The sequence below is a fragment of the Dyella sp. 01L423 genome (assembly GCF_056399945.1).
Genome location: NZ_JBFTSI010000005.1, coordinates 200,085 through 212,580, shown reverse-complemented (window position 1 = coordinate 212,580; position 12,496 = coordinate 200,085). Strand labels below are relative to the sequence as shown.

The following is a 12,496-nucleotide window of genomic DNA, read 5'->3' as shown; positions in this document are numbered from 1 at the left end:
TCAAGCTTCCAGCTTTTCCAAGCCACGGATTTCCCGGATACCCAATCCAGGCGCCTCGCTGACCGAGATCTCCGACTCGTTGAAGACCACGCCCCCGTCCACCGGGTTGTACTGGCACAGCGAGGGGCCGTCCAGATCCACCTTGGTGATCACCGCGGATTTGGCCACCGCCACGTGCACCGCTGCCGCCACGCTGATGCTGGTTTCCAGCATGCAGCCGATCATGCATTCCACGCCGTACATGCCGGCGATGTCGGCGATGCGGATGGCGTTGGAGATGCCGCCGGTCTTCATGAGCTTGATGTTGATGATGTCGGCGGCGCGCATCTGGATCAGGTCGATCACTTCCATCGGACCGAACACGCTTTCGTCGGCCATGATGGGTGTGTGCACCCGCTCGGTGACATAACGCATGCCTTCGAGATCGCGCGCCTTTACCGGCTGCTCGACCAGTTCCAGCCGCACGCCGGCGTCTTCCAGCGTCTGCAGGGCGTAGACCGCCTGCTTGGCGGTCCAGCCCTGGTTGGCATCGAGACGCAGCAAGGCGCGATTTTCCACCGCCGCATAGATCGCCTTGACGCGCTCGATGTCGACGCCGATGTCCTTGCCCACCTTGATCTTGAGCGACTCGAAGCCGCGCTCCACCGCACTTACCGAATCGGCCACCATCTTGTCGATGTAGTCGACGCTGATGGTGATGTCGGTGGTGATCACCGGGTCGCCGCCGCCGAGCAGCTTGTACAGCGGCGCGTTGTACAGCTGGCCCCACAGGTCGTAGATGGCGATTTCCACCGCCGCCTTGGCGCTGGTGTTCTTCTCCATCGAACCCTGGATCAGCTGGGTCAGGCGATTGAGGTCGGCGATCTCCTGCCCGACCAGCCGCGGCGCGATGTAATGGCGGATCGCATCGACGATCGAGCCGTGCGTGTCGCCGGTGATCACCGCCGTGGCCGGTGCTTCGCCGTAGCCGATATGGCCGCTATCGGTATGCACCATCACCACGATGTCTTCGACCTGGTTGACGGTGCGCAGCGCCGTCTTGAACGGCGTCTTCAAGGGAACCCGCAGCATGCCGAACTGGATGTCGGTGATCTTCATGGGACGCAGAGGTTTCCTGTCTTCAAAGGGAATATGGGGTGCAGGACGATCACGGATGCACGCGCACGATGCTGGTCATGCGATCGACATAGGTGTGCTTGTCGTCATACATCAGCGGCAGCAGCGGCGTCACCGACACCTCGTTAAGCTTGACGCGGCGCATGCCGCCCTTGCCGTCGCGATAGGACATGCCGCCAGTGTCGTGGATCACGTAGGGCTCGCCGTCGAGCTTGCCGATCACCATCATCACGTGGCCGGGGATATAGACCAGGTCGCCCACCTGCAAAGCCATCGCGGCCTTCAGGCGCGCGTCATGGCTGTCCTTGTCGCCGAAGGCCTGGTGGGTGAGGCCGGGGCTGATCGCCTGCTTGCTGGTGTTGCGCGGCATCTGCACGCCCATGCTGCGGTAGACGTCGGACACGAAGCCGCTGCAATCGCGGCCGTCGTAGTCATGGCCCCAGCCGTAGCGCTCACCGAGGAACTTGAAGGCCTGGCGGATGATGTTCGCTTCGGTCAGCGGGAGGTAGTTGTCCTGCGTATCGGCGATGCGTTGGATCAAGGCGGGCGAGAACGCGAGCTTGCCGTCCGGCTGGCGGATCGGCAGGTCGACCACGTACGACGCATACGGCGACTGTCCGTTCACCGGCTGATCGGCCGGGTGATCGGACAGCACAGGCACGGCCACGCCCATGTCCAGCTGCAGCTGCGACACCGCCGGCTGCTCCGGTGTGAACACGGTGCGGATGGTGCCGCCCGTCACCACGCGGTGTGGCAAGCGCGTGTCGTAGCGAAGCACATCCATCGCCGAACCCTCGGCGACATTGTCGCGATGCGTCCAGGCGGCATAGCGCTCGCTCACCACGAACAGCCAGCGGCCGTCGCGGCTGGTGTGGACAATCAACACGGGCGTGCCCGGAAATTCCGCCGTCTCCTGGAAGCGATCGATATCCGTATCGTCTTTCGAGGTAAACACGCGCGTGTCGGTGGGATAGGTACGCAGGGCGGCGCGCTGCACGATCATGCCGTAGCGGCTGGTTTGCTGTGCCGGGACGGCATCGAGCGCCAGCGCATCGGTGAGCTGCGCGCGCAAGCTGTCGGATACCGGCTGGCCCTTGTCGTCGAAAAGCGGGCGCTTTGGATACTGCGAGAGGTCATTGATCCAGCCAGTCACCGTCGCACGATCGACATTGGCCGGGATGGCATGCAGATCGTGCATGGAGGCATCGACCCTGAGCAGCTTCGCGTTCTGCGCGCCGATGGCATCGATGCCGGCCAGCACGCGATCGGGTTGCGCCAGCTGCTTGATCCAGAACTCCGGCGCCAGCATCGCGTTGTTGCTGATGCCGAGCACGCCGGAGGGCGGCACGAGAACGGCGTCGGACCGCTGGTCCGCCAGTACCGGCGCCGCGGTGAGCGCGGCGAGCAGACACAACGTCAGGCGAGGCATGAGTCGCATGGTGGTTCCTATGCAATGGCCAATGACGACATGACGGACGCCACCAGCAAACCAAACCCTGTACCGAGGATATAACCGAGCAAGGCCAGCAGGATGCCCACCGGCACCAACGAACGCGAGTAGCTGGCAGCGAGTATTGGCGTGGCGGCCACGCCGCCGATACAGGCCAGCGAGGAGATGCCGCAAAGGTACAAGTCGAAATGGAAGACGCGCGCGGCCAGCGCCAGCAGCACGGCATGGATGGCGATGATGCAGACGCCGCACATCAGGTACAGCGGCGCCGAGCCGATGCCGTCGAAGTTGCTTTGCGAGGCCAGGATGGCCACCACGCTGATCAGCATGGCGCTGGAAATGGTGCTCGCGCCGGCAAAGCGCGCCAGCGGCGTATGCGCCGCCACTAGGCCGAAAGCCGTGGAGAGCATGATGGTCCAGGTGGTCGGCGAGACCATCTCGGTCACGGGCAGGTATCCGGCGAGCCATGCCGACAACGCCGCCACCAGCAAGGCCATGCCCAGCCACAGAAGCACGTTCTCCGAGGTGGTCGGGCCATGACTGCGCGACGGCTCCACCACCATGTCCGCGCTGGAGGTGGCGCGCGTCCAGCGATTGAACTGCGTGGCCACGCGGCCCAGGCCAAACAGCACCACCACCCACATCGAGTAGCACAGCGCATCGGTGAGCAGCGAAAACGCCAGCAGGCGATCGGGCATGCCGATGGCTTGCTTCACCGCCACCATATTCGCCGTGCCGCCGATCCAGCTACCCGACAGCGCGGCCAGCGGCTGCCAGGCATCGCCCTTGAGCCAGACGCGGAACATCAGGAAAGTGCCGACGAAGGCGATGAACAGGCACACCATGGTGACGAAGAACACCGCAAGGACGCGCGGGCCCAGCCGGTAGATCGCCCGCAGGTCGCAATTGATCATCAACAGGAATAACAGGGCCGGCACCAGGTGCTCGATGAGCATGCTCTGGGTGGCGCGGATCTCCGCATTGACCTGCCACAGGCCGGTGACGGCCAGCGCGGTCACCAGCAGGTAGGTCAGCACGATCGGCGGCAAAACCTCGAAGAAACGCCACTTGTAGCGCCGCTCCAGGGCGGGAAACAGGCCCGCTGCCAGCAACATGACAGCGAGATAAGGCCAGGCCGTGTGGATCATGCGTCCCCTTTGAATCTCCGATCGCCGCCGTCTTTGGAATATCTGATTCGGACGACGTTTGATCGAAGCATAAATTATTGACCGACGATTGCAAGCGTGCTACACAGCGACTTCGCTTTTTCTTACGGGGAAGTGGCAGGTGCAGACGGTGCGACCCATCTCATCCTTGCGACGCCGGCGCCTTTCGCTGGCGACGGCGCTTGCCTGCCTGCTGCTCGCCGGTGCCGCATCGGCCGCCGCTCAATCCCCTCTGCAGCATGCCATTGCGCAGATCGATGCGGGGCAATTCAGCGCGGCTGAAGCCGATATCACCAGCGCACTGGCGCAGCCCGGCCTGTCGCCGGAGGCGCGCGATGCGCTGCTGTTCCAGCGCGAACGCATGCGTCGCATCCGGCTCGACTTCACGCTCGATGCCGATGCCGCGAAGAACAAAATGCGCAAGCAGGTTCCCGACCTCACTGACGCGGAGTTCGCGCGCTGGGATCAGCAAGGCCTGCTTGAGCATCAGGTGATCGATGGCCGCACGTTCTACTTCAAGCGCGCGCCGGGCAATCTGTTCCTGCTCAGCAAGGAAGCCGCGGCACGCCGCGCGCATCCCGCACCGTCCAACGACGATCCGATGGAGACGCTCAATGACCACCATCGCGATGCACGACGCGAGGCGCTCGCCACGCATCGCAGCAGCGTCACGCCCAACCATGTGCGCGTCACCGAAACGGTCACCGTCAACGCCGATGCGGTCCCCGCCGGCGAAACGATCCGCGCGTGGCTGCCGTTTCCGCGCGAACTGCCGGGACAGCAGGAAGGCGTGCGACTCGTCGACAGCCAGCCAGCCGGCGCACAAGTCGCACCGGCCAGCACCATGCAACGCACGGCATACCTGGAGAAGGCTGCCGTCGCGGGCAAGCCCACCACGTTTGCCGTCACTTACGAACTGACCATCGACGCGCAATACCACGACATCGACGCGTCGAAGGTGGTGCCGGCAAAGATCACACCCGAGCTCGCGCCCTTCGTCGCCGAGCGCGCACCGCACATCGTGTTCACCGACGACCTCCGCGCGTTCTCGCGCAAGGCGGTGGGCAACGAAACCAATCCGTATCGCGTCGCGCAGAAGTTGTTCGCTGCCGTGGACCAGATTCCCTGGGCCGGTGCGCGCGAATACTCCACCATCAGCAATCTGAGCGATTACACGCTGCATGCCGGCCATGGCGATTGCGGCGAGCAGACCATGCTGCTGATCGCGTTGCTGCGCCTCAACGGCATCCCTGCGCGCTGGCAATCGGGTTTCATTTTCTCCGACGGCAAGTACAACAACATCCACGACTGGGGCCAGCTTTATCTCGCGCCCTACGGCTGGGTGCCGATGGACGTGACCTTCGGACAGCTACATCCGGCGCCGGGCGACGACCCGGCCCTGCAGTGGTTCTATCTCGGCGGGCTCGACGCCTACCGCATCGCCTTCAACAGCGATTTCAGCCAGCCACTGGCGCCAGCCAAGCAGTTCTTCCGGTCGGAGACGGTGGACTCGCAACGCGGCGAACTGGAGTGGCGCGGCGGCAACTTGTACTTCGATCAATGGGACTACGACTTCACGTGGCAGCTGCTGCCGGCGACTGAGCGCGCCAGCAGATAAGCCGTCTTTACATCAACGACGACAGAACCGGGGGAGACGGGGAAATGGTCAGTCGTACTTTTCGCAGGACCATGCTGTGCATGGCGTTGGGCATGGGTCTGGCTTCGATGGCCACGCCGCCGGCACTGGCAGGCAATAACGACGGCACCGTGGTCGGCCACACCGAACCCGGCGCGGTGGTCACCATCAGCAATCCGCAGACGGGTTTCACCCGCTCGGTGACGGCCGATGACAAGGGCAATTACCGCATCTCGTTCCTTGCCATCGGCGATTACTCGCTGTCCGTGGCGAAGGATGGCAAGACCATCACGCAGTCCACGCCGGTCACGGTGACGCTGGGCAATGCCACCACCGTGAACCTGGGCGGCAATAACGCCACCAACCTGTCGGCGGTGAACGTCACGGGTACGTCGATCATCACCGCGGTGGATGTCACCTCGACCGAGTCGTCCACCAATATCTCGCGTGAGGAGCTGCGTCGCCTGCCGGTGGATCAGAACATCGCTGCCGTGGCGACGCTCGCGCCGGGCGTGGTGAAAGGCGCGTCGGCGTTCGGCGGCCTGTCCTTCGGCGGCTCGTCGGTGGCGGAGAACGCCATCTACGTCAACGGCCTCAACGTCACCGACTTCTACAACCGGAACGGCTATTCCGAAGCACCGTTCAACTTCTACCAGGAATTCCAGATCAAGACTGGTGGCTATTCGGTGGAGTTCGGCCGCACCACGGGTGGCGTCATCAACGCGGTGGCACGCTCAGGCTCCAATGATTTCCACGCCGGCGTGGAACTGACCATGGAACCGGGTGCGTGGCATGCGCAGGCCGAGGATCGCTACGACGCCAAGGGCAACCGCTACCTCACGGCCAGCGAGGACCGCGACTCGTTGATGAAGACCAATATCTACGCGTCCGGCCCGATCGTGAAGGACAAGCTGTTCATCTTCGCGATGGTGGAACAGCGCGGCGACAACCCGCGCAACACCAACGACGAAGGCACCACGTTCACCAGCAATAGTTCGAGCCCGGACTTCTGGGGCACCACGATCGACTGGCACATCAACGACAGCAACCTGCTCTCGCTGATGGCCTTCTCGGACAAGAGCAAGAACGTCGGCACGGTCTACAACTACGACTACGACTCGCACACCATCGGTGCCAAGACCAACACCATCTACACCGATACCGGCGGCAAGAACTGGTCGCTCACCTATACCAACTACCTCACCGACAATCTGTCGATGAAGGTGTTGTACGGTGAGAACAAGCGCGAGTCGTTCAACCGTGCGCTCACCGACCTCGATTGCAATCACGTCGCCGCTGAAACCGCCGTCCCCAAACCCGGCGTTCCGCTGGGCTGCACGACCAATACGGCGGTGGAGAAGCGCAACGACAAGCGCAAGGAAGGCCGCGCCGACTTCGAATGGAAGCTGGAAGACCACCTGCTGCGCTTCGGCTACGACCACGAAGATGACGACTCCGTCTACAGCCGCCATTACCCGGGCCCCGGCGCGATCTATTACAACGTGTACGCGGCCACGCCCGGCTCGACCATACCCAATCCGAACGGTGGCGGCGTGATTCCGCCGGGTTACAACGGCTATGTGCGCGCCCGCCGTTACGAGATTGCTGGTAATTTCGACACCACCAACAACGCCTTCTATGTGGAAGACAACTGGCAGGTGACGCCCAACCTGCTGCTCAATGCGGGCATCCGTCGCGATGGCTTCGACAATATGGACGCTGCCGGCCGAAGCTATATCAAGATGGACAATATGTGGGCGCCGCGCTTCGGCTTCTCGTGGGACGTGAAGGGCGACGGCACCACCAAGCTTTACGGCAACCTCGGCCGCTACTACCTGCCCGTGGCCAACGTGATCAACATCAAGCAGGCTGGCGGCCTGCTCGACCAGCGCACCTTCTACGCGTTCGGCGGCTGGCAGACTCTCACCGATGCCAACGGCAACCAGTACGCCATTCCCATCCTTGGCCCGCAGCTGGGCGGCGTGGATACCTCGCAGGGCGACGGCACCGTGCATGACCTGCGTTCGGAAGTGAACAAGGATATGCAGCAGGTCTACCAGGACGAGCTGATCCTGGGCTTCCAGCAAATGCTCAACGACAAATGGTCGTGGGGCGTCAACGCGACCTACCGCAAGCTGCACAACGCCATCGACGACATGGAGATCAGCGCGACCGGCAAGTGCGGTCCGGACGGCTACATCGGCTGGGTAATGGGCAATCCCGGCAAGAAGAACACCGTGTGGGGCGACACCAATTGCGACGGCACGGCCGATGGCTGGGTCACGGTGGATACGTCCAAGGAAGGCTGGGCCATGTACGACGAGGATGGCAACTACCTCGGCCAGCGCGGCTGGGTGAACCCGAAGCGCACGTACACCGCGCTGGAATTCCAGCTGGATCGCGCCTGGGACAACAAGTGGTCGTTCAATGCGTCCTATGTGCTGTCGTGGAATCGCGGCAACGCGGAAGGTCCGGTGAACTCCGATACCAACTTCGACGACACCGGCCGCACCGAGAATTTCGATGATCCGTGGGTGAATTTCGGCGGCGACGGCTACCTGCCCAACGACCGTCGTCATCAGCTCAAGCTGCGTGGGACCTACGCCATCACGCCGAACTGGCAAGTGGCGGGCGATGCGAATATCGCTTCGGGCGGTCCCATCACCGGTTTCGGCGTAGGCAACCCGTATGACGCCACGGTGTACCACAGCTACTACATCTGCGTGGCCAACTGCGACGCCGCGCGTTCGGAAGATCGCGTGTACGAATCCTCGCCGCGCGGCAAATACGGCCGCATGCCGTGGACCTACACCCTTGGCGCCAGCATCACCTACTTGCGCCAGCTCGCCGACATCGGCCAGTTGCGCGTGAAGTTCGCGGTCTACAACCTGCTCAACGAACAGCGCACCATCCAGGTGGACCAGGATCTGCAGACCACCATTTCCAACAACACCAGCTCCACCTTCGAACAACCCTTGCGTTTCCAGTCGCCTCGCTTTGCGCAGTTGACGGTGTCCGTGGACTTCTGATGAGTCCGTCCCCACCGGCAGCCTGCGTGATGCAGGCTGCCGTCTTTTTGCGACAGGCTCGCCCATGATGGACACCACCGCCCCACCCCACGCCACGCTGGACGGCGTCGACCTCAACGCGCTGGCTGATCGTTTAGGCACGCCGCTGTATGTCTATTCGGCCAGCGCGATCCGCCAACGCATCGCCTCCCTGCAGTCCGCCCTGCGCGGCACGGATCACCTGATCTGTTTTGCGGTGAAGGCGAATCCCAACCGCGGCGTGCTTGGCCTGATGCATGAGCACGGTATCGGCGCGGATATCGTCTCGTCAGGTGAGTTGTGGCGTGCGCGGCAAGCCGGCATACGGACGGAGCGCATCGTGTTCTCCGGGGTCGGCAAGACCGAGGCGGAGCTCGCTGAAGCGTTGAAGGTGGGCGTCTTGCGCTTCAACGTGGAGTCGCACGACGAGCTCCTCGCGCTGCAACGCGTCGCTCAGGCGCTGGATGCAAAGGCTTATGCCGCCGTACGCATCAACCCCAACGTGGATGCCCTGACCCACGCCAAAATCTCCACCGGCCGCGCCGAGAACAAGTTCGGCGTGAGCATCGATGAGGCGCGGCGTTGGTTTGCCAAACGCGTCGAATTCAGCCATGTGCAGCTTGACGGCCTGCACGTGCATATCGGATCGCAGATCCTGAAGCTCGATCCGTTTAGGCAAGCCTTGCAGCGCGTGGGGGCGTTCTGGCGCGAACTGGTGGCACAGGAACATCCGATCAACAGCATCGACGTGGGCGGGGGCCTGGGGGTTTGCTATCGCGAAGGCCATGACCGCCCGATCGATGCAGCCGCTTATGCCGGGCTGGTACGCGAGGCGCTGGCCGGCTTCGAAGGGCGCCTGCTGTTCGAACCCGGCCGCTATCTGGTGGGCGAAGCCGGCGTGCTGCTCACCCGGGTGATTCGCCTCAAGCAGGGCGACGAGCGAACGTTCCTGGTGCTGGACGCGGCGATGAACGACTTGGCCCGGCCCAGCCTGTACGATGCATGGCACGACATCGCGCCGGTAGCCGGGGACGCACGCTCGATGACTTCTTACGACATCGTGGGACCGGTATGCGAAACCGGCGACACCTTTGCCAGGGCGCGCGCCCTGCCCGCCTGCGTCCCCGGCGATTTGTTGATGATACGCACCGCCGGTGCGTACGGCGCCTCCATGGCCTCCACCTATAACTCACGCCCGCTCGCCGCCGAAGTGATGGTGGATGCGGGTCGCTACGCCGTCGTGCGCCGACGCCAAAGCCTTGAAGACATGGTCGCCGGCGAGCAGCCGGCCAAACACTGGGAAACCGCATGAAGACACTCGGCATACTCGGCGGCGCCATCGCGCTTGCACTCGCGCTCAGCAGCGCTCCCGCCCAGGCTCAGCAGGATCCGCCGATCACGCTCGATACGCACGTGGACATCCCCTTCGGGTATATGCACGAAGCGCGCTTCGACTTCGGCAAGACGACGCCAATGCAGGTGGACCTGGACAAGATGCGCCGGGGCGGCCTGGACGCCGTGTTCTTCATCGTCTACGTGGACCAGGGCCCGCTGACGCCGGCAGGCTACGCGCACGCCGTGGCCCAGGCCAAGCGCAAGTACGACGCTATCGACCTGATGCTGAAAACCTATCCGGATCAGATCCGCCTCGCCACCACGCCGGCGCAGGTACGCGCCAACAAGGCCGCGGGCAAGCTGTCGGCGATGATCGGTGTGGAGAACGGCTACTCGCTCGGCCACGACATCAAGAATCTCGACCTGGCCTATAAGCGCGGCGCGCGCTACGTCGGCCTTGCCCACATGGGCAACAACGACCTGTGCAGCAGTTCGACGCCGGAAGCAGACCTCGGCGACACCCCGTTGCCGGAATACGGCATCACCGATTTCGGCCGCAGCGTGGTCAAGCGCGAAAACGAGCTGGGCATCATGGTCGACGTGTCGCACTCCTCCGACGCCTGCGTGCGCGACGTGCTGGCCTTGTCCACCGCGCCAGTGATCGCCTCGCATTCGTCCTCGCGCGCCCTGGTCAACCATCCGCGCAACCTCTCGGATGAACTGCTGCGCGCCATCGCTGCCAAGGGCGGCGTGATCCAGGCGGTAGCGGTGGGCGAGTTCATCAAGCTCGATCCGGGTCGGGAAATGGCCGTGAAAGCGCTGCAGGCGCAGGTAGCCAAGCAGGCCGGCGACAAGGCCTTCGACAGCGAGAAGCACGAATACCTGCCCGCTTATATCGAGGGCATGAAGCGCATCGATGCGGCCTTCCCGCCCGCGACGGTCGATGAGTACGTCGCGCATATCAAGCATATGGTTGAGGTGGCCGGCATCGATCACGTCGGCATCGCGTCCGACTTTGATGGCGGCGGCAGTCTCGCCGGCTGGTCGGATGCGACGCAGACGCGCAACCTCACGGCGGCACTGCGCCGTGCCGGCTTCAGCGATGCGGACATCGCCAAGATCTGGGGCGGCAACCTGCTGCGCGTGTGGGACGAAGTGACCAAGCGCGCCACGGCGCGTCATGCAGGCTAAGCGAATGCTGCGGCGATGCGTGGCGGCGATCGGATTTGCCGTCGCCGCCAGCGTCGCAACGGCAGCGGACACTCCGACCGCGGCGCAGCTTGATCCCATCGTCGATGCGGTGATGATGCGCTATCACCTGGCCGGCCTTGCCGTCGGGGTGATCGACCATGGCGAAGTGATTTATACGCGCACATCGGGCGAACGCGTGGCCGGCTCCGGCCAGCCGATCACGCCCGATACGCTGTTCAAGATCGCGTCCAACAGCAAGGCCATGACATCCACCCTGCTCGCCCGGCTGGTGCAGGAAGGTAAGTTGCGCTGGGATGCGCCGGTGCGCAGCTACTTGCCCGAGTTCCGCATGGCCGACCCTTGGGTCACCGAGCATATGCAGGTTGGCGACCTGCTCACCCACCGCAGCGGACTGCGCGAGGGCGCGGGTGACCTGATGCTATGGCCCGAGTCGAACGACTTCACGCGCGAGGACATCGTGCATGCGCTGGCTTATCTCAAGCCTGCATACAGTTTTCGCGCGGGCTACGCCTATGACAATCTGCTGTATGTCGTCGCCGGCGAAGTGGCCGCGGCAGCGGGGCATGATCATTACGATGCCTTGCTGCGTCGTGAAGTGTTCCAGCCGCTCGGCCTCACGCGTTGCCAGATTGGAGCATGGCATCGCGATGGCGTGGGCAACGTCGCCCAGCCCCACGTGCGCGAGCATGATCGCAATATCGTGATCAACGCGGACGATGCCGAGATTCCCGATATCACCTCTGCCGCTGCGGGCGGCGTGCGCTGCAGTCTTACCGACATGCTGGTTTGGGCGCGCAACTGGCTCGCACCGACGCCGCAGCAACTGCAGTGGCTGACGCCGGAACAACGCCAGATTCTGTGGACGCCTTACACGCCAATGCCAATCTCGGCGCGGCGACGCGCCTGGGATGGCACGCGTCTTTATGCCTATGGTTACGGCTGGCGCATCGCCGATGTCGATGGCGTGCACACGGTGTCGCATACCGGCACGCTGTCCGGCATGTATTCGGCGATGACCTTGCTGCCCGATCGCGGGGCCGGTTTCGTCGTGCTGATCAACAGCGAGGCTGAAGACGCGCGCAGGGTGCTGGTCGAGGCGCTGACCAAGCAATTCACCTCGCCCACCGGTGCACACGACGTCAACTGGTATGCGGACCAGCTCGATCGCGCCGCGGCCACCGACCGCAAGGCAGCCACGCCACCCGCTTCGCGGCCCGCCAAAGCGGATGAACTGCGCGGCCACTGGGGCCAATGGCGCGATCCATGGTTCGGCGCCATCACCTTGTGCCCGCAAGGCAAGACACTGCGCTTCGTCGCCGCCAAGTCGCCGCGCCTGACCGGCACCGTGATGCGCGCCGGCCAGCGCTATCTGGTGCACTGGGATCATGGCGACGCCGATGCGTGGCTGAATTTTCCCTCAGACACCAAAGGCGCGCTGCATTTGAGCAAGGTCGATCCTGCCGCCGATTTCAGCTACGACTTCGAAGATCTCGCCTTTCATCGGGAGCACGGCTGTGACTAAGTGCCTGCGCCT

The 12,496-nt window shown here is 63.8% G+C and carries 8 protein-coding genes; 5 read left to right on the top strand and 3 right to left on the bottom strand.

What is annotated here, in order from left to right; genetic code table 11:
- The 3 genes from AC1DMY_RS15105 to AC1DMY_RS15095 are packed head-to-tail and all read right to left on the bottom strand — an operon-like array spanning position 1 to position 3,714.
- A complete protein-coding gene (locus AC1DMY_RS15105) occupies positions 1-1,098 on the bottom strand; it encodes a dipeptide epimerase (protein WP_477165759.1) in 1,098 nt (365 codons plus the stop codon).
- 49 nt (positions 1,099-1,147) lie between these two features.
- On the bottom strand, positions 1,148-2,554 hold the full coding sequence (locus AC1DMY_RS15100) for a C40 family peptidase (protein WP_477165758.1): 1,407 nt from the start codon (positions 2,552-2,554) through the stop codon (positions 1,148-1,150).
- An 8-nt stretch (positions 2,555-2,562) separates the two neighbouring features.
- A complete protein-coding gene (locus AC1DMY_RS15095; RefSeq protein WP_477165757.1) occupies positions 2,563-3,714 on the bottom strand; it encodes a DUF819 family protein in 1,152 nt (383 codons plus the stop codon).
- Positions 3,715-3,853: 139 nt separating this feature from the next.
- On the opposite strand from AC1DMY_RS15095, the gene AC1DMY_RS15090 reads away from it, so the two are divergent.
- The 5 genes from AC1DMY_RS15090 to AC1DMY_RS15070 all read left to right on the top strand — a co-directional run bounded on the left by AC1DMY_RS15090 (position 3,854) and on the right by AC1DMY_RS15070 (position 12,484).
- Positions 3,854-5,350 carry a transglutaminase-like domain-containing protein gene (locus AC1DMY_RS15090; RefSeq protein WP_477165756.1) on the top strand — a complete coding sequence of 499 codons (1,497 nt, stop codon included), beginning with the start codon at positions 3,854-3,856 and terminating at the stop codon, positions 5,348-5,350.
- A gap of 44 nt (positions 5,351-5,394) precedes the next feature.
- Positions 5,395-8,397 carry a TonB-dependent receptor gene (locus AC1DMY_RS15085; RefSeq protein WP_477165755.1) on the top strand — a complete coding sequence of 1,001 codons (3,003 nt, stop codon included), beginning with the start codon at positions 5,395-5,397 and terminating at the stop codon, positions 8,395-8,397.
- A gap of 64 nt (positions 8,398-8,461) precedes the next feature.
- Entirely contained in the window at positions 8,462-9,727 is a 1,266-nt protein-coding gene (lysA, locus tag AC1DMY_RS15080; protein WP_477165754.1) for a diaminopimelate decarboxylase, read from the top strand.
- Complete coding sequence (locus AC1DMY_RS15075) at positions 9,724-10,941, top strand: dipeptidase (RefSeq protein ID WP_477165753.1); 1,218 nt, start codon at positions 9,724-9,726, stop codon at positions 10,939-10,941. Before lysA ends, AC1DMY_RS15075 begins: the two co-directional genes overlap by 4 nt.
- A 4-nt stretch (positions 10,942-10,945) precedes the next feature.
- Positions 10,946-12,484 carry a serine hydrolase gene (locus AC1DMY_RS15070; protein ID WP_477165752.1) on the top strand — a complete coding sequence of 513 codons (1,539 nt, stop codon included), beginning with the start codon at positions 10,946-10,948 and terminating at the stop codon, positions 12,482-12,484.
- Positions 12,485-12,496 lie beyond the last annotated feature (12 nt).

What these genes read in the sequence shown, in the direction of transcription:
- AC1DMY_RS15105 (WP_477165759.1), bottom strand. Translation starts at nt 1,098, where the DNA reads ATGAAGATCACCGACATCCAGTTCGGCATGCTGCGGGTTCCCTTGAAG.
- AC1DMY_RS15100 (WP_477165758.1), bottom strand. Translation starts at nt 2,554, where the DNA reads ATGCGACTCATGCCTCGCCTGACGTTGTGTCTGCTCGCCGCGCTCACC.
- AC1DMY_RS15095 (WP_477165757.1), bottom strand. Translation starts at nt 3,714, where the DNA reads ATGATCCACACGGCCTGGCCTTATCTCGCTGTCATGTTGCTGGCAGCG.
- AC1DMY_RS15085 (WP_477165755.1), top strand. Translation starts at nt 5,395, where the DNA reads ATGGTCAGTCGTACTTTTCGCAGGACCATGCTGTGCATGGCGTTGGGC.
- lysA (WP_477165754.1), top strand. Translation starts at nt 8,462, where the DNA reads ATGATGGACACCACCGCCCCACCCCACGCCACGCTGGACGGCGTCGAC.
- AC1DMY_RS15075 (WP_477165753.1), top strand. Translation starts at nt 9,724, where the DNA reads ATGAAGACACTCGGCATACTCGGCGGCGCCATCGCGCTTGCACTCGCG.
- AC1DMY_RS15070 (WP_477165752.1), top strand. Translation starts at nt 10,946, where the DNA reads ATGCTGCGGCGATGCGTGGCGGCGATCGGATTTGCCGTCGCCGCCAGC.